At 55.5% G+C, this 20,250-nt stretch carries 5 protein-coding genes; 4 read left to right on the forward strand and 1 reads right to left on the reverse strand.

Annotated elements, in window-relative coordinates:
- Positions 1 to 28 precede the first annotated feature (28 nt).
- The 4 genes from ACZ5PT_RS07505 to ACZ5PT_RS07520 all read left to right on the forward strand — a co-directional run bounded on the left by ACZ5PT_RS07505 (position 29) and on the right by ACZ5PT_RS07520 (position 19,456).
- Entirely contained in the window at positions 29 to 2,833 is a 2,805-nt protein-coding gene (locus ACZ5PT_RS07505) for an FG-GAP-like repeat-containing protein (RefSeq protein ID WP_464266193.1), read from the forward strand.
- 44 nt (positions 2,834 to 2,877) lie between these two features.
- Positions 2,878 to 3,648, forward strand: a complete 771-nt coding sequence (locus ACZ5PT_RS07510) for a hypothetical protein (protein ID WP_464266194.1) — start codon at positions 2,878 to 2,880, stop codon at positions 3,646 to 3,648.
- Positions 3,649 to 3,695: 47 nt separating this feature from the next.
- Complete coding sequence (locus ACZ5PT_RS07515; protein WP_464266195.1) at positions 3,696 to 10,295, forward strand: CxxxxCH/CxxCH domain c-type cytochrome; 6,600 nt, start codon at positions 3,696 to 3,698, stop codon at positions 10,293 to 10,295.
- Between the two features lie 554 nt (positions 10,296 to 10,849).
- A complete protein-coding gene (locus tag ACZ5PT_RS07520; protein WP_464266196.1) occupies positions 10,850 to 19,456 on the forward strand; it encodes a CxxxxCH/CxxCH domain c-type cytochrome in 8,607 nt (2,868 codons plus the stop codon).
- Between the two features lie 233 nt (positions 19,457 to 19,689).
- Here the strand turns inward: ACZ5PT_RS07520 and ACZ5PT_RS07525 are convergent, their stop codons facing one another.
- Positions 19,690 to 20,229 carry a transposase gene (locus ACZ5PT_RS07525; RefSeq protein ID WP_464266197.1) on the reverse strand — a complete coding sequence of 180 codons (540 nt, stop codon included), beginning with the start codon at positions 20,227 to 20,229 and terminating at the stop codon, positions 19,690 to 19,692.
- Positions 20,230 to 20,250 lie beyond the last annotated feature (21 nt).

Below are 20,250 nucleotides of genomic sequence, written 5' to 3' on the forward strand. Positions count from 1 at the left end.
TCAGAGCTCTTTATTTGGAGGCTTTAATATGATCCGATCCTGGATAAGTATCTGCCTTGTCGTGGTTGTTTCGCTGACCTTGGGCGCGATATGGCCTGATTTCTCTTTTTCAGCGCAAGCGCCACAGCTTGAGTTGCTCGGTGAAATTAAAGCAGGCTTGCGTGTTCCCACCCGGATCGACGTTGATAATAGCGGTAATCTCTATGTTGCCGACGCCCGTTTGCATCAGGTTTTCAAGTTTGACAAGTTTGGTCGCGAACTGCTGCTTATCGACCAGGAAAAAGTCTCCGGTGCAGGTCTGGCGGTTTCTCCTGCAGGTGATCGGATTTATGCGTCGGCTTCCGACAAGGTCGTAGTTTTTGATGCTGACGGTGCGCTGCTCGGTTATCTCGGCAGGGGCGCGGGAGAGTTTGTCGCCGCAGGTTCGATCGACCTTGACAGCGACGGCAATATTTATGTCGCTGATCTGAATAGCCGCCATGTCAAGGTGTTCCATCCTGAGGGAACATCCAGCGGCCAGTTAGGCGCTTCCTTTGTCGTCAACTCCAGCCTGGTGTGCCAGCCGTCCACCGATCAAATTTACCTGAGTGATTCTATTGTCACCAACACTGCTGGAATGGAGCCAAAGGTGACGGTTTACGACCGCTCTGGAGGCCTGTTGAAAACCATAATTGCCAAAAATGGTTTCGGCTCAGCGCCGGTACGTTTCTTTGGTGGCATGACCTTTGATACTGAAAATCGGTTCTACGCCGGAGACATTGAAGGGATGAGTATCCGCGTCCTCGATTCAGTGGGCACACCGCTGCTCAGCTACTCCAGAACTGGCATGTCCCGTCCCCTCTCCATGGTCTTTGACGCAGTCACGAGCCGTTTATTTGTCGTGCAGGCTGATCAGCAGATCGATATTTACGGTGTTGATGGCGCCCAGAACCCGGTTGCAATCAATCATGCTCCGGGAGTTCCGCAGCCGGTGACACCGATTGGTGGCAGCGAAGTCGTTTCTTCGCGTCCGGCTTTGCAGTTTAACAATGCTGTTGATGTCGATGAACAAGACGAACTCAGTTATAACGTCCGGGTCTTCGATGCGGCGGGTACTCTGATCTCTTCCCTCTTTGCTACAGAACAACAGGCCGTGACATCCGTCGGGATCGATCATGCCCTGCAGGAAAATGGTTCTTATCGCTGGCAGGTTCAAGCGTTCGACGGTCAGGTTGAATCGGACTGGTCTGAACTGCAAAGTTTTTATGTCAACGCCACACAGGAAGCTCCCAGCGCTCCGCAGTTGATCGCTCCGCTGGCAGGTGAAGCAGTAAGAACCGATGCTCTGTTGGAATGGCAAGTTGCGACCGATGCCGACCCGTTCGACACGATCAGCTATCTCTTGGAAGTTGCCAGCGATGCTGATTTTAACCAGATTCTCTATAGCGAAGAACTGGTCGCAACCCAGCGACTGCTGGTTGACTGGAACCTGCTGATCGAGCCCGGACAGAACTATTTCTGGCAGGTCTCGGCGGTTGATAATCATGGACTGAAAAGTACTTCCAGCGCAGATGGGCGTTTCCTCTATCAGGCAACGCAGTTGAATGTGGCTGCCAGCATGCCTGGGGCGCGGGCCTATCTTGGTGGACATCAGGGTTATGCCGGTCAGTTTATTGGCGAGACCCCAGTCAAACTACGAGATTTGCCGGAAGGGCGCTATCAGTTGGTGGTTGAGCGGGCGGGGTTTGAATCATTTTTACAGCCGGTAGATGTTCAAATTGATGCAGCTAGCGAGGTGTATGCAAAACTGCGCCCCGCCCTGTTGCCGAACCAAATTACCTTTAATCCTTTCAAGGTTGCTGGCAAGACAGTTAAGGCCGGTTCCATGGTTACCCCGCTGGTTGCTGATCTCGATCTCGACGGTATCGAGGACCTGCTGCTGAGCCACGCTGATGGCAGCATCCATTATCATTCCGGAACATTGAGTAATGCTCAGGATCTGGCCGATGGTTTAACCGAAGTGCGGAACGTCAGTTTTCAGAGCGAGCAATTGCTTCAGTTGCCGCAACTGGCCGGCGGCACTCCTTGTCTGGTCGATTGGAATAACGACTACCTGCAGGACCTGCTGATCGGGACCACCGACGGTTCTGTCTGGCTGTACCTCAATCAGGGTGATTTCAGTTTTGACGACGAAGCTGTCTGGTTGGCTTCGGTCGGCAGTTCTGCGGTGCCGACCGTTGCCGATATTGATGCCGATGGCGACAAGGATCTGGTCGTCGGTAGTGGTGATGGTGAATTGGTGCTGTTCAGCAATCTGGCCAGCGATTCGGTACCGCAATTATCTGAGCCGCAGCTGCTGGTGGCCTTTGCCGAAGCCGCCGCGCCGAGCTTCGTTGATTGGAACGCCGACGGCCAGCGGGAACTGTTGATTGCTACAGAAGGACAAATTTACCAAGCTGACTACACTGCTGGAGCCCTGTCTAATCTGGCGTTGGTTGCTGTTAGTGGTGGTCCTGTAGCGCGCATTTTCGCCCTCGACCTAAGCGGCGCAAACGGCAAAGAGCTGGTTGCCGGTACCGGTAATGGCAAGCTGTTGATTGGCCGTTCAAAGAAAAACGACAACCAGTATGTTGCTGATTTCTATCCGGCGATTGATAGCAAGCTGCAGCAGCTCAACGCTGCGCTGGTCAGTGAAGATCCGACCAGCCTGCCGCTGCTTGATCCGATGTTTGTCCAGCTGGAGCAGCAGAAAGTGGCGGAATTGTTGACCCTGGTTGAAGAACTGCAAAGCCAGTTGCCGGTAGATAGCGCAGCTGCAGTGGTGGCGAGCGAATTGGCGGCTACCCTGAAATGATCGAGCTAAATGAAAACCAGCAATGCTGGGGCGAGGACACAGTGATGAGAACACTGATATTTATAATACTGGTATTGTTGTTGGCGGCTGGAGCTGCCGTGGCCGGGACGGGTCCGCAGAAAATTCAGAATACCATCCACAATTTTTCCAGTACTGCATACTATGACGGTCTATATAATGCGGGAAATGAAGATGAAATCTGCGTATTTTGCCATACCCCGCATGGTGGCTCCTTGGATGGCCCGCTGTGGAACCGCGATCTCACCCCACATACTGGTTACACCCATTATTCCAGCGAGAGCCTTTCGACTGTTGGTGGACTGAGTGACGATACCCGGACAGTGAACTCAGAGTCGCTCCTCTGCCTGTCCTGTCATGACGGCACCATCAGCATGGGTGACAATCTGCTTAACACCAGTGGCGTGATCCCGGATAATGATATCGGCTATATGGTGCAACTCGGTTGGAATAACGTCCTGGGCGTCGTTGTTCCAGGGCCGCAGGTTGGCGCTTCCTATGACGGTTTACAGGGTGCCACGACGAGTCATACCGACCTGTCGGATGATCATCCGATTTCCTTCAGTTATAGTGCCGTTCAGGCAGCAAGACCGCTAACCTTAAATGCCGACGTCGATGGCAAAATCGGCGGAATGGTACTTTTCGGTGTCGATAAAAATGTTGAATGCGCCACCTGTCATGATCCGCATGTCAATTATGATACCGATGTCGACGTTGCTGCAGATCCGCTTTACGATCCCTTTTTGGCGATCCCGAATACCAATAGCGGCATGTGTTTGGCTTGTCATATCAAGTAGAAAAGCAGTTGCGGTCCCGTGAGGCTGTGATCATTGGGAGTTTACTGATGAAACTAAAAATAATGTTACCACTGCTGGCGCTGATCCTGTTGCTGAGCTTTCCGTCCTTGGGAATGGCCCGTAAGGTTCACGATTTCGCCTGCGCCAATTGTCATAAGGCGGGTGCGTCGTTAGCTACGGTCGGTAACATTGTCTGTCTGGACTGTCATACCGCTGGCATGGTCGGGACCGAATTTGTGCTGATGAGGGGCGGTGGCTTTACCAATGGCATCAGTGATTCTACCTTCGCAACGGGTGACTCAAGTGATGCCCTGGGTTCACTGACGACAGCAGGTGGCACCCCCGGCGATGAAACTTCGCATAACTGGGCATCCGCAGATGACAACCCGGCGGCTGGCGCTACGGCACCTTCGAACAGGCGTTTTTACGGCCGCTCGAATTACTCCGGGAGAAACGTGACCTGTGCTCGCTGTCATAATCCACATGGTTACGATACCGATCCCAAGTTGTTGAAACTTGGGGCAGGCAGCGAAGTCACCATGTGCAATGACTGTCATGTCACCTGGGCGACTGTTCCTGCACGCTCTGAAGGCGGTGATCCGCTCAACGTCCACCCGATGGTTGTGGATTATCTAACCATCGCTGCCGACAATGTACTCAAATACAATAATCTTGCGGCCCTCAATGCGACCCTCGGCGAGGTTACTTTAAATGGAACCTTTGGGGTCGATTGCCTCAGTTGTCATGGGGTGCACTTTACCGATTCCGATTCCAGTACCACCGATGGTGCTGGTCAAGTGTTGAATGTCAGCGACGGCAAGATCCTCAAAGGCAACGGGGCAAGCTTCGACCAGGCGGATGTTGACGGTGTCAGTCTCTGTCAGGCCTGCCACAAGTACCAGGATCACGGGACTGGTCGGACAAACCAGATCGGTTGTCTGGTCTGTCATGGTGCCCACCTGGAAGCATCTGGGACGATGAATAACTACATGCTGCGTTCCTCAATTACCACCTATCTGCCGAAGGACAGCGCCAGCGGGACTGTCAGCGGGTTGGTTCTCAAGATTGCCGACGACCCGAAACAGCGACTTTGGGATTACTGCTTTAAATGTCACGATTCAGCCGCTGCTGTTTCTGGCCACGTCCCGAGCTGGGATTGCAGTGCTTGCCACAGTCATAGCGATACCAACGGCAGTTGGACGGCCTCCGGCGGCTGTAATACCTGTCATGGTTACCCGCCAAGTGCAAATAGTGAGTATGCTGATCCCGCGACACCGAATGGTTTTGCGGCAGGCTATGACAGCAAGACCTACGCTAAAGATGAGAGCACGACTCTGCACAGATTGCATGCCGGTGACATAGAATACACCTTTAGTTGTAGCTCTTGCCATGCTGGTAATAATCATATTGATGGTAACTACGACGATGTTTTTATCTCCACCAGCAATACTATTTTCAATGGTGATGGCCGACTGATCGATGCCAATGCCCCGACTTATGTCTCGGGGGCACCATCTGATGCTGCTGAACGAGGGACCTGTGCCAGCGTTTATTGTCACAGTAATGGCGGTCCGCTCGGTGCGGTACCGACGGCCAGCAATCCCGATTTCTGGGAAGGTGGCGCCGTGACCAACGCCTGTGATATCTGCCATGGTAACGATGCCGACAGCATGGACACTCGCAGTAACTCGCAGGTGCATGACGCTCACCTGGCCAAGGGTTACAGCTGTCAAGTCTGTCACAGCGATACCGCCACCAATGCGACAACTCTGGCCGCCAGCGGTTCCATCAATGGCGTTCACGTTAATGGCACTGCGGATGTGGCGTTTGATTCCTCCACTGTTACGGGCGTTACTTTTAGCGGAACCTCTTACGGGACCGATGACTTTACTTGCGGTATCTACTGCCACAGTAATGGTACGAACAAAGTGGCCCCGGCCTGGAATACCGATACCACCGGTGCTTGCGGGACCTGTCACCAGGTTGCCTCCGGCGATACGGTCAATCTGCTCGGCGGCGCGCACAGAGCACACGTGTTTGATCTCAGCGGCCCGCAACTGGCCTGTAATTCCTGCCACACCCACGATGGCAGCGCTGGTCAAGCGAACTCGGCCCACGTTAACGGTGTTAAGGACTTAAAGGCCGATTACATGGCCACCGTTTGTGATCCCTGTCACGGTTCAGTCTTTGGCGGAACCGGCAACGATGCTCAACCGATCTGGGCCACTCCGGGATCGGTTTCCTGTAAAACCTGTCATACCGGTGACGTGATTGCGACGATCAACGCTGCTGCTCCGCCGAAGAACAATTATGATGCGGCCGGTCACGGTACTAAATTGAATACGCCCCAGATGTGTACAAGCTGTCACTCTACTGGCGACGACAATAACCACCTTGGTGCGCTGGGCGACACCAACCGCTTGCTCTCCCCCGTCGGTGTGACCTACAATCCTGCCGACTCCAAGCCGTTCTGTTCGCTCTGTCACAGTGGCGAAGACAATCATTTTGGCAACGATAACTCCACCGGAGAGGCAACCAATCTCAGTACCGACGGTAATAATTGTGTCATCTGTCACGATCCGCATGGCCAGCAGGACAAGAAGGCGGCCAATCTCGATGCCATGCTGCGGATGACGATCAATGGCCGCACGGTGACCGGCTTCACCGACAAGACTGACCGGGCCACGTATTACAATACTGTCGATGTCGGCGAAGGCGTCTGCCAGACCTGTCACGACCCGAACGAAGTGAACAACTTTAACCGCACCACCGCCAACACCAGTCATGGCGGCAGCGGAGTCTGTATCAGCTGTCACCCACACACCACCACCCCGGCCTTTAAGGCCAGCTGTGACGGTTGTCACGGTGATTCCGGGACCGGTCAATACTGGCCGTTCGGTAGCGGCGGCAGCATTCCGACCGCCAATGACGAAGTCGGTGAGCACGATGTGCACGTTCTGGCCATCAGTCAACAACTCGGCTACGGCAACATCGCCGATCTGTTGGCGGATGTAGCTACTGATACCCAGCAGAAAGCGATCTGTGAGTATTGTCACGCCGGAACCAGCAACGATGGTGACCACGGTTTGGTCGGTAGCCTTGATGCCGATGTCTTTGTCGACTCCGATCTCGTTCGCCATGCCAAGTTCCTCAACGGCACCGCCGATGCTAATGCTGTTTACAACAATGTCGCCGACACCTGTGCCACCGTCGCCTGCCACAATAACAAGACCACGGTGGACAACGTCTACGGCTGGCATAATAATGCCAATAATCCGGGCTGTATCCTCTGCCACAACGATATCAACGTGACGACCGCCGGTACGACCGGTGCAACCCATGCTGCCCATACCGGTGCCGCAACTCTCTACGGCGTGACCATCAACTGCGCCAGCTGTCACGATGCCGCAACCAACTGGAGCACCAAGACCGTGCCGGCCACTAAGCATATCGACGGCACCTTCGATATGGGCGGCACCGTCAGTCTGACCTACGGCGGCAGTTTGCCGACCGGCAGCACCTTCGGTAGCTGCGGCATTAACGCCTGTCACGAAAATGGTAAAGGGGCCGCTACGCCCGCCTATACCTGGGGCACTGCTGGTGGTAGCGCCTGTGGGATCTGTCACGCCGCAACGCCGACCAGCGGCGATCATACCGTTCATCTGAGCGGAACCCAGGGACCGAATCTGGGGACCAACTGCTCTGGCTGTCACCTCTCCAACGCCAACAACACCAGTATGGCCAGCATGGCGACCCACATCAACGGTACCGTATCCTTCAATAATGTCGCCAATGCCCCGGCGCCATACGGGGTGGTCAGCGGTCAGCTCGGTCTGGTCGGCAACGATGCGGTCGATAGCTGCGATCTCTGTCATGGCGGCAACACCGCAGCGAATCTGGCCAAAGACTACTGGACCACGGCGACTCCGGTGACCTGCGGTTCCTGCCACGGCGATTATACGGCTGCCGTCATCGGCGGCATCACCGCACCTGCGCGCGCCGGTAGCGCTTACACCTCCTGGGGCCACGGCAGAAGCGCCGGTGTCAACAGCAGCAAGCCGAACCAGGGCTGCGCCGCCTGTCATGCTGAAGCCTCCGCACACATCAGTGGTGGCTTGGGACAGAACCGGCTCGATAACAGCCCGAATACTAATAAAGATTACAGTGTGGTCGTACAGCGCAACGATTACTGTAATGATTGTCACACCACCATCGGCGCGATGAACGCCCACTTCGGTGATGGCAATACCCCGCTTGGCGGCTCAACCGACGGTCTCTACTGCGTCACCTGTCACGACCCGCACGGTCAGGACAGTTTCGATGCCATGGTTAAGGCCAGTGTTGGTGGCGCCACTCCCGCTCCGGGCACTCAGCCGGTTGCCGGCTTTACCGACCGGACCGATCGTACCAAGTACAGCAATGCTGGCTTCACCGGCGTCTGCCAGACTTGTCACGCTTCGTCAGAAGTCAACTTCTTCGATCAGGATACCGAAGACGCCAACGCAACGCACAACGCAGGGGCCAATTGTATCGTCTGTCACCCGCACGGCGCTGACCCGGCTTTCAAGGCCAGCTGTGATAGCTGTCATGGTGATGCTGCGGGTGAATACTGGCCGCAAGATGCCGGAAACATTACGGCAACGGCAGATGTCCTCACTGACTTCAACGATAACGGCCGCCACCAGAAGCATATAGAAGTGCTTGCCGCCAAAGTTTATGGCGAGACAACCGTGCAGTTAATCGCGGTAACCGGGAATGGTTCCGGTGATGAAAAGCAGCGCGTACTCTGTAGCTACTGTCATGATCTTTCTGATGCCGATCACGCCTCGACTGGCGGCGATGCAGATGTTTTCCGCAGCAACGCTAAGCAATACTGGCAAGCGGTTCCGACCAACGCTGGTAGCGATGTTGGGGCGGTTTATAATGCCGGAGCGGATACCTGTGGAACCACCGATTGCCACAACAATCAATTGACAGCTGACGGTAGCTACGGTTGGTACGATGCCGACACCAGTAACTGTGTCATGTGTCATGTTGATGTCCCCGCAGATACGAAATCGCATGTGATGCATATTGCCGGCTCGTGGGGTTTTGCCTGCTCTAACTGCCATGCCGGAACGCCCATCTGGGCTGACACTGTTACTCAGACCGCTCCGTCGACCGGTCACATGGATGGCACCTTTGCCGTCGGTGGTGGTAGCCGGACCTTTACCTATAATTCCGGGACTGGCAGTTGTGGCGTCAATGAGTGCCACAACGACGGTAACATGGGGAATCCGCTTAAGCTGGACTATAGCTGGAGCGTCGGGACTGTTGTGGGTTTCTGCGGCGAGTGTCACGGTTATCCGGTTTCGACTAACAATCACCTTACTCATACCAAGGCGGCCTTCCCGATCGGATCGGGTGGCACCGAGCAGTTTACGGCATCTGCCTACTCTTGTACTGTCTGTCATACCAATGAGGGGCTTAGCAGTTCTGATCACCTAAACGGCGCGGTTAGTTTTAAGACCGGTATCACTTACAGCGCCACCACCGCGATCACCGATGGCGGAGCTTTCGGTAGCTGCAACACTTCCTTGTGTCACACCAATGGGCTTGGCGCCAATAAGCCGACTCCAGCTTGGAATCGTGCTCAAACCGCAACTGATGATTGTACTCTTTGTCACGGAGACGGCTCGGGTGGCAACATAGGCTATTCTCATGCTGCTCACACCGGCACCAACGGGGCGACGACTTATACCTCCGGCACCGCCAACCAATCGACCAGCAGTGAGTACCGTTTCGATTGCGGCCTTTGCCACGGCACGATCATTGGTAACCATATTGATGGTGATGTGGATGTGACGGTTGTCAACTGGAGTGGCAGTGTGACCAAGGACTGTTCCACCAACGACTGTCACCATGATGGGCAAGGTGGTGCGCCGGTTCAGGATCCGGACTGGGCGACCGGCTGGCCGATTGCCGGCGGCGATCCTTGTGCCAATTGTCACGCCAACTCACCGACCAGCAACGCACACCACGAGCACGAAGTCGGTTTCCATTACGATGCCGTTTACTCGGGTCTGTCAGGCTTCATGCCGGTGCTGGATGCCGATACGGTTCCGACTGGGTTGACTTACGTCGACAAAGACGAAATCCGTGGTCATGGTGGTAGGCTCGTAGATGATGTCACGTCAACTTCGACGGTCATGACCTGTAATGTCTGCCACTGGTCGACGGTCACTAACTACTTCAACGACCAGAACAGCACTTGTGCCACCTGTCACGACGGCACCAAGGCTCCGCTCAAGGGGAGCATGACGATTGCCGACAAGACCAAGCACGTACAGCCGAACAGTGGTACGCCCGTTCAGGTCACCTTCTTCAACCAGAAGGTTCGCTCCAAAGCTCAGCTGCGTGATGACCTGGCCGATGTCACCGAAATCAGCAACAACTGGACCCGTATCAGCGGGTACAAAGCCGTCGACGGGACTTCCTACGACGAGCAGCCAGGTACCCTTGACAGTCTGAGTACTTGGAATTCGGTGGACAAAACCTGCACCACCTCCTGTCACCTTTGGGAAGAGAACCGGGTCGATAAGGTCCCGGCTGCTTGGGGTGCTGGCAGTATCATGTGTATCGACTGCCATACCCGTCTGCCGAAGTAGGCAGAATCTTTAATAGAAAAATACCCCACTCATCCTCGGATTATCATCCGGGGGGGAGCGGGGGAGAGTGAAATGGCTCGGGCTGCCCGGGCCATTTTTTTGTTCGCAACCTTCAGGCCGTGGCAAAGTTCAATTTATCGGTTCCTAACAAGGATGCAGCGTCGGCCGGGCAATGGCTGGTTGTCTGCCCTCTGCGCCTCTGGATCCTTTTCCCTTGGGTGGACTTCTCAAGCGTTTGAAAGCGGTTATACTGTATCTTCTGGGTCTTTGCTGTCCTTCAGCGATATGGCCGGGCAATTTCTCGAAAACACGGACAAGGTTTGCCAATAAAAAGCGACTGCACTAAAAACTATATAGTTAGGGATGGTTCATTTTTTGCACCTAATCTTTGTAGCTTGAGTGGTATGCTCAACTATGTGAGAAATATTACCCTCAAGGTAATGTTGTCACGGAGTAAACAGTGTGATTCGGCTGTAAAATTACTTTATTGACCGATTAGGTTGTGCGTTTTGGGTTGATCAAAATAATGATCGGCTAGCTATAGAGGATGTGTAATGAATAAATTTCGCGAAGCCAGGGTTTGTCGAGTGAGTGTCGCGCGTGCCTGTGAGCAGGAAATGACCAGAGATAAGGTTGCCGTGCTGCAAAAAATGTTTGTGCTGATGGCAATCAGCCTGCTGATCTTGCTCGGCTTGACTGCTCCGGCCCATGCGGTTGTTGAGCGGGTCGGGAGTTGGAGTTCGGCATTATCTTCAAACCTTTCCTATACTCCAGGGGCGGGTACTGACCGGGTTGTGCTGGTTGCGGTGACCACCGAGGTGACCAATCAGGCGGCATCGGTCAGTTCGGTGACCTATGGTGGCCAGTTGGTAACGCCAATCGGTTCGGCTGTGCGTGGCGCCGGTTATTCAAATATCGCCTGGCTTGGCTATTGTAACGAAACCTGTATTGCCAACGCCTCGGGGAGCAGTATCGTCGTCAACTCCAATGTCAATAACGGCTATATGCTGGCTGCGGGCACCTATCAGAACGTCGAACAGACCAATGCCGTCGCTGCTTTTGATACCAATAACTCCGGTTCTGCAACTATTACCGGTAGCTTGAATAATGCGGCCAACAACAAGTCTGTCTATGTTGCCTCTTTCAATCAAGCCTCGGGCACTTCAACCCCTTCGAGTGGTTTTAGCAATCAGGTCAACGTCGGTGTCGGCGGAAACTCGCACACCGGGATTGTTGATGAGCGGACCGCGACCACAGCGGCAACGCCGTTAGCAATTTCCACCACCTTTGGTGCCTCAAGCAGTCGGACCGCTTTGGTTGCTGTTTCTCTGCAGGAAGTTCAGTGCGCCGCGACAGCCCCGTCCGATCTGGTTGCCAATGCCCCGCACGGCGGGCGGGTCGATATGACCTGGACTTACGACGGGATCAATAACGATTACTATAATATCTATCGTGATGGTTCTCTGATCGGGACCAGTATTGTCGGTGCCTATACCGATTATACGGTGGCTGTCAGTACCAACTACGACTATACCGTGCGCGGTTACAATAATGGTGTCGGCTGCGAAAGCGCGATTTCCAACACCGAGAATCTGACCACCGGTAACTGTGCGCCCTCTACCGGTCCGATTGAAATCAACGGCGGACAGACCCTCTCCGGTTCGATCGTCGATTTGACCTCGATCGTCACCGATAATGCTGCCACCGTCTCCAGTTATACGGTCAGTAGCCAATTGGCCGCAGATTTCAGCGAAATTGAATCATTTTCAGGTGGAGATCCCAAGGGCTGGACAAGCTGGACTAGCAATAACGCCAGCAATCCACCGGCAAATCGTGATTTGTGGACCGGGATCAGCTCGCGCACTGAAGGAACCGGTCCCGGCACCTCACCGACCGGTTCGTTCGTTTATTTCGATGCTTCAACCGGGACTGACACGATCCGCTACTTGACGCACACCGGCCCCTTCAATGCCGATAATAATGAAATGCGGGTCGAGTTTAACTACAACATGAACGGTGCTGACATCAAGGCGACCGGGGCATTGATTCTACAGGTGCAACAGGACGGTGGCGGCTGGCTTGATGTCTGGAGCGCCGGCGGTAATCTGGGTGACGTGTGGCGCACTCAGACCGTCGACCTGGATGGCCTTGGCTATATCAGCGGAAGTATCGAGGTCCGCTTCAAATTTAACTACGGTACCGGCTTTTTGGGTGATATCGCCCTCGATGAGGTTCGGGTTTACGGGCCTGGCCGTGCTGGTACGACTTATCTGAATGCTGCTAACGCCGTTGCTGCCGCAGTCGCCGATACCACTTCACCGGCTTGGCCTGATGCCAGTCTTTTACGGCTTGATATCGCCGGTACCGATAATTGCAGCACCCCACTGACCGATATCGGCACCTTCACCTTCTATGTCGACAACAGCGCACCGGTGGTCAGTGCTTTCATACTGCCAGTCACGTCGGTTTCGCCGATCTCGGTTTACGCCTTCAACGTCAACGATGATGTCGCTGTCACCGGTTACATGATTACCGAAGATAATACCGCACCGGCAGTGGATGATGCCGGTTGGCAGGCGACCAAACCAACACTGATTACCACTGCGAGCACTGGAGCAATCACCTTCTATGCGTGGGGCAAGGATGCTGCGGGCAACGTTTCCACCAGTCTCAACGCCACCGTGACCGTGTCGGCCGATGTCGATGCGCCGATCGTTACCGCCTTTGTCATGGCCGACTCCGATTTCTCGCCGGTCCCGGTAGTGAGTTTCAGCGCCACCGATAACAGCGGTGTGGTCACCGGTTTCATGATCAACGAGAGTGCAACTGTCCCCGGTTCCGGCGATGCCGGCTGGTTGACATTGCCACCGGCAACGGTCACCAGTGGCACCAATGGTGCGACCACCTTCTACGCCTGGACCAAAGATACCGCCGGCAACGTTTCCACGGCGGCAACCTACAATTCAACCGTTAAGGTCGATGGTAGCGCACCGGTAGTGACCTTTGTTCTGCCGGCAACGGCCAGTTCGTTGACCTTTAATGTTAATTCCTTTTCGGCCGCAGATACCACCGGTGGCGCCAGCAACAATACCGGCGTCACCGGATTTATGCTTACCGAAGTTGGCATCGATGCCGATCCGACTGGTGCGAACGATTCCCGCTGGCTGGCCGCTCCTGAATTCACCATAGTTGCGTCCACCGACGGTACCCGTACCTTTAAAGCTTGGGCCAAGGATGCTGCCGACAATCTCTCCAGCTTCGTCAGTCAGGCGATTGATATTACCCTGCCAGCTTCCTGCGATTTTGATATCGATGCCGCCGGAACCTATATCGAAGCGGAAAACTACACCAATATCGGTGCAGCCAGTCCCTGGAACTGGATCGAGGTGGTCTCGCCACTTAATGACGCCAGCGGCGATCCCTCCTCCGGTGGTTACCTGAGTACCACCGTCGGCGGAACTGGCGCTGCACCGAACGGTGCGCGGGCCGACTACCCGGTCAATTTCCCGAGTGGCCACGGTGGCACCTACTGTATCTGGATCCGGGCCCTCGATGGCGCTGGGAACGGTGGTGGTGATTCCAGCTTCTGGGGGATTGATGGCAGTGTCGTTGGTGCCATTACCCAGACCGCCGACAACCAGTGGGCCTGGGACAGTGATCGCCAGAATGGTGCCAACTGTACAACCATCTCCGAAGGCGCTCACACACTCAATCTCTGGCCGCGTGAAAACGGGCAGAAAACCGACGCCTTCTTTATCGGCCGGCTCGATGCTAATGCCGATCCGTCAGCAGGGGGCATTTTCAGCGGTGATAACGACCAGACCACCACCACCGCTGATCTGGATGGGCATCCGGTTAAGACCATCGATCCGACCTGTATCGACAGCAGCGGTGGTGGCGCTCCGGGTGGCGGCGGTGGCGGCTCCGGCTGGATCTATATCCCGGAAGGGCAGAGCATCAACGGCAACCCGATTGATGCCTCCCAGCTGTTTGATACCGATCAGGCCCTGGCCACCTGTAGCTACCGGGCCCTGGGACTGGAAAGCGATGGTTTCAATGGTTTTGCCCTCGACAGCAAATGGTCCAAAACAGATATCGGTGGCGATCCAGCCGCAGCTCCGTTGCTGGTCAGCCAGCAGTTACGCCTCTACGGCGGCGGTGGCGATATCTGGGGCAACAGCGATGTCTTTACCTACCTCTATCAAGGCGGCAAGGCCGGTAGTTTCACTATCGATGTTAAGGTTGATTCGATCCAGAACACCAATAACTGGGCCAAGGGCGGCATCATGGTGCGCCAGAGTTTGGCGGCCAATAGCCCGAATGCGGCGATTTTGATTACGCCGGGGAACGGGATCACATTCCAGCGCCGCGTTCTCAGTGGCGGGACATCAACCAGTACTGTTGCCGCCGGCCAGTCAGTGCCCAAGTGGTTGCGCTTAAAGCGTTCCGGCAACAGCTTCTTCGCTTACTATTCAACTAACGGCAGCGACTGGGTGTTGGTCGGTAGCGACACCGTCAATATGTCGGGCACCGTCAACGTTGGTCTGGCGCTGACTTCGCATGTCAATGGCACCGATACCAATGCGCTGTTCGACAATTTCATGTATCTGCCGGCTGGTATCAGCGGCATGAATGAAACCTGGACCGCGACTTCGGGTGGTTCCGAGTCGATTGATACGACCGGTTGGAGCGATGGCAACTATGGCCTAGCTATCAGTTGTACCGGCGTCACCGATCCGGAAACCAGCACCTTCTACTACAACAGCTGCACCGACGCGACCCCGTCGACGATTTCGGTCAGCTCCGGTCAAACCATTGGCGGTAGTTCGGCCAGTTTGAATACGATTTACTCACATACCGGTAATGTCGGTACCTTTAGCTATCAGATCAACGGTCTTACCGTGCTCAACCCCTGGAACAGCTACGCCTTGGTTTCCGATGGCAATGCTAGTACCGCAACCTTTAAAGTGACCGGTGTCGATCCCGATTGTGGCGGCAGTAGTATCACCGATACTGGCGTTATTAATGTCGACAACAGCTGTAGCGATCCCGATCCTTCATCCTTGACCATCCTCACTGGCCAGTCGACCGGCGGCGCAGCTGTTGACTTGACGCAACTGTTTGTCAGTTCTACTGGCGATGTTGTTTCCAATGGCCTCACCTACAAGGTTGACGGCAATGTGGTCGGTGACCCGACCGCCTGGGACAGCCGTGCTTACGGCACGACGACGCCGGAATCGGTTATCTTCGAGGTCAGTGGTGTTGATCCCGATTGTGGCAACAGCGTTGCTGCGATCAATACCATCGAGATCGACAACGCTTGTGTCTTTAACGCACCGAGTATCAGCTTTAATCAGGACATCAACTATGTCGGCGCTGGGCGTGCTGTTCCTTACACCATTACCGTGCGTAACGAAGACAGCTTTAACTGCGGAGCTTCGACCCTGACCATCACCAAGGACAGCGATGATAACTCGGTCGATTTCGATGCCTCTTTCTTCAACGATCCGAGCACGATTACCAGTGCTGGGGTGACCGTGGCCGGTGATAAACAGTCGGCGACCGTGACCTTGGCAGGTCGTCAGTCGGCGGTTATCGAAATGGCGGTCACCGCCCAAAGTGCCGCCACCGAGTGGAACACCAACGATACTCAAGTGAGCGCGACCAGCGTCAGTGGCTCCAATATTGACACTGCCACGACCAAGGTGTTTTTGGTCTCGCCGATCAGCCACAACAGTGTGACCACCAACTCGGCCAAGTGGGGTGGCAGCGTCGATGGCGACGGCAATACCGTGACTCAAGGCAACTGGGGAACCAGCGACACCGTTACTAATGGTGGTTCCAAGTACGGTAACTTCGACTGCCTGACCTGCCACGAAAAGGGTGGTCCGAACGTCAAATGGATGAGGAATCTCATCAATATGCCGGCCGATTCCGCTGATGCCACTTGGGGCACCAGCGGGCTGACCAGCCTGCCGGTGATCATGCAGGATCTGACTGAAAACTCCGATGACTGGGGCGACGACGATCCTGGCGGCACTGATCTGCACGCTGCCGATACCAAGGTCGGCGTCGGCCGTACCGGTACGACCCGCGCCTGCGAAGTTTGTCACTCGGCCACCATCTACCATCGTTACGATACTGAAGCCGATCCAGATGCTGGCGGACCACTGGTGGCCCAGACTGCTCTCAATCACTTCACCGGTCGTGATTGCACCGATTGTCACCGCCACAGTCTCGGCTTCACCGCCAGCTGTACCGGTTGTCACGGTAATCCGCCGACTGATTCCACGATTGGCGGGCCGACCGGCCTGGCCGATATCCCGGCAGTGACCGGCTCGTCGACTCCGGGCACCCATTACAAGCACGTTAAGGTGCTGAACTACCCCTGTGAATATTGTCACGATGGCTGGCGGGTGGTCGGCGAAATGCCGAAGGAAGTCGCTGGCCAGCAGGATATCAACCATAACTTCGATGTCTTCGCCCGTGTGGGCGGCGATATCGATTATATCCCGGCGACCAATGGCAACTACACCGGGCAGGATGGAGTCTCGTACGAAGGCGTCATCACCCCGGCCGGGCAGGGTACTCTGACCTGCGAAACCATCTATTGTCACGGCGGTACCGACACCATGGGCGGCACCAACCCGCAGTGGAACGGTAATATCACCTGTAACAGCTGCCACGGCACCAGCGCCAGCAACACCCCGCCGGGCTACAGCCATACCACCCACGTCGGCCAGATGGGTCAGGCCTGTACCGTTTGTCACGGTGATGGCACCACCAATCCATTGCCTGGCGCCAACGGCCATGTCAACGGCAGTGTCGGTTGGGACTTAACCGGCGCACCGAGTGACGACAGCGGCACCCCGGCCAAGTATAAAGGTGTGGTCTTCGGCGAAACCGGCAAGTTCGCCCCGAGCGATCTTTACAACGGCGGTTATGGCACCTGCACCAACGTCGCCTGTCATTACGGCACCGAAACCCCGGCCTGGAACTCTGCGCCTTCGACCTGTACCACCTGTCACAACAACGGTACTGATAACGGCAGCTTGGTCAATTCGGCGCCGAACACCGGTAATCACAATGAGCACGTCGATCCGGCACCGGGGATCAGTACCACTATGATCAATACTTTCATCAACAAGTGTGAAAGCTGCCACGGCGGTAGCTCCAACACCGGCGCTCATCCGGGTCATATCGGTGCCTCCGGTGGCGTCTCGCCGGTCGATCCGAGTGACTTCGTTGACTTCGGCGGTATGACCTACGATGTCGCTACCCAGACCTGTACCAGTCTCTGTCACGAAGCCAGCACCCCGGGTGATTGGGGCTCTACCAGCAAACTCACCTGTGAGGCCTGTCATATGGCGCCGTACCTTGGGCCAACCGTGGTCGATCCTGATAGCGAAGGCAACGGTCTCTACTCGAGCAACGGCTTCGGTTCACACCTAAAAGTCACTAAAGGCGAATCGATCACCACCAACACCAACTGGGATACCCAGTGCAAGAAGTGTCACCCGTACCATGAGGGTGGTGTGGAAGTTCCTGAACCGCCGACCAATTGGGATAACCCTGGCACCACCGGCGTCACCGAAACCGATAACATGGCCTATAAACTTGGCTTGCAGTTCCCGGTCACCGGCGGCATTCATTTGGGCGGTGCCAGCACCTCTGGAACGACTGAGGCGGATATCTGCTGGAATTGCCACGGCACCGATAGTGAAGTTAACGAGTGGGGCTATAACGCCGATAGTAACGGCGCCAACTACCCCTATCAGAACATTGCGCCGCAGACTACCAGCTACACCGGTCATACCTACTGGGCCGGTGACGGCACCAAGTCGTTTAACTATGGCTACCTGTATGAGAATTCAAATTGGACGACCGCGACCAGCAAGTGGGTCAACTCCAGCGGTACCGGCTATTACCGTCGCGATGCCTACCAGCATAGCACCGGAACTAACCCTGACTACCTGCTGAGCCGACAGATCACCTCGGTCCACTCGGTCAACTTTACCGCCGGTAGCCAGGTTTCCAGTGTGGCGACAGCGGTTGATGGGAGCGGTAACGTGACCGCAGCCAACCAGGAAGGTTCCGCGGATATCCGCTGCAGCTATTGTCACGATGTCCACGATCTGAATAAGGCATTCGCTGATGTCAATACCGGGGTCAACGAAGCTCAAACCGGTCGCCCTTATCTGCGTGGCAGTTGGATGGGTAACCCCTACGCCCCGGATCTGCCGCCGATTACGACCTACAGTTACCCGACAACGGGCGGACCTGGCCAGCCAAGCACCACTTACGGTCAACGTTTCCGCAGCGCGGGCGGTTCGTTCGGAACGGCCAAGCCACGGTTGTTCTCCCATAAGGATATCCAGAACAAAGGTGGTTTCTTTATTGACCAGAACAGTAACTGGCCGACACAAGACCCGGATTACGATAGTCTGGAAGAGACTGCCGGGATCTGTACCCTTTGTCACGGCAGCGACATCAACAATATGGACTACTATCCCAACGCCGCCAGTTTCACCGGTAAGGCGACCTACACCAATACCACCATGTGGCGCTCCGGGCAGCCGAATGGTCACGCCAATGCCACCCTCGGGGCCGAAGGTGCGACCCACACCAACGCGCGGAATATCTTTGATGGTCGACGTGGTGGCACCTCTCTGTTCATGAGCGGTCAGGACGGCATCAACTTCACCAATTGGGGCAACAATGCCGCCGGTTCACCAAAGAGCAATGCCCCTTGGCGTAACAATTTGGGTGATTCCAACCAGGGCACCTACTATGCGCACAAGAATACCGGCTGGTATGGCGGAACCATCGGTGATGTTACTAACCAGGGAACCGAATATGGCATCTGGTATTCCGGTAATACCTCCATGACCGACGCCGCATCGATCGGCACCAACGCCAGCGGCGGTGGCCGGGCGCACGACTTTACCTGCTCCAAGTGCCACAGCCCGCACGCGACCGGTTTGCCGGCCTTGTTGGTGACCAACTGTCTCGATTATAAATCGGCGACCTGGCAGGCAAATGCAAATTCAGGTGTTGTCGGGGCGACCGCAAGTACCTCTTGGGCGCTACGAGCACAGACCACCTGTCACCGGAAGGATGGCGCCACCAGTGGCTGGAACCGCTTGAATATCAGACAATAACTTTTAACTCAATCCGAAGGAGGGTACGATGAAGAAGTATGTGAAGCCGAAAGTAGTCGGGAGCAGCAACGTTCATCCCTGCTAACTGGAACCGATAACGGGTCGCTCGATTGAGCGGCCCGTTTGTTTTTGGGTGGGGAGCGGGAAGAATATGTAGGGGCGAGCCGGTGGCTCGCCCGATCCGTTTATGATACCGGATAGGAGACCCGTAGGGGCGACCCAGCGGGTCGCCCCTACGGGGTGGGGTGGGTTTGGATATTATCCGGATGGTTCCGATCCAACGCCCACTGCAATGGATTGTTCATCACATAATTCCGGATTTGCCACAATCCCTCATCATTGCGGATGACATGATCATGGTAATTGCGTTGCCAGAGCGTGGTGCCGGGATGGTGTCCGGTTCGCTTCAATTGTCGGGTCACGGATGATTTGAATTGAGCGATGATGGCGCCGAGAGATCCGGATGCCAATGTCGTAGGGGCGACCCGTCGGGTCGCCCGATCAATGTCGTTGATGAATATGATTCCGTGGAAATGATTCGGCATCACGACAAATTCGTCGATGATTACGTTGGCACGGATCTCAGCGGTTTTTTGCCATTCATGGGCAATCACCCGGCCCACCTCATTCAACCGCACTATACCAGCAACAATCTCACCGAACAAAGATTCCCGCTGATAGGAACAAATGGTGATGAAATAGGCCCCGGCCTGCGCGTAGTCGAAATCGCGCAGACGGGTAGAATGGCGGACAGGCTTGTCCGGTTGTTTCATGGAACCCCCTCCATGTGAAAT

This window comes from Desulfuromusa ferrireducens (assembly GCF_055389805.1).

What these genes read in the sequence shown, in the direction of transcription:
- ACZ5PT_RS07505 (WP_464266193.1), top strand. Translation starts at nt 29, where the DNA reads ATGATCCGATCCTGGATAAGTATCTGCCTTGTCGTGGTTGTTTCGCTG.
- ACZ5PT_RS07510 (WP_464266194.1), top strand. Translation starts at nt 2,878, where the DNA reads ATGAGAACACTGATATTTATAATACTGGTATTGTTGTTGGCGGCTGGA.
- ACZ5PT_RS07515 (WP_464266195.1), top strand. Translation starts at nt 3,696, where the DNA reads ATGAAACTAAAAATAATGTTACCACTGCTGGCGCTGATCCTGTTGCTG.
- ACZ5PT_RS07520 (WP_464266196.1), top strand. Translation starts at nt 10,850, where the DNA reads ATGAATAAATTTCGCGAAGCCAGGGTTTGTCGAGTGAGTGTCGCGCGT.
- ACZ5PT_RS07525 (WP_464266197.1), bottom strand. Translation starts at nt 20,229, where the DNA reads ATGAAACAACCGGACAAGCCTGTCCGCCATTCTACCCGTCTGCGCGAT.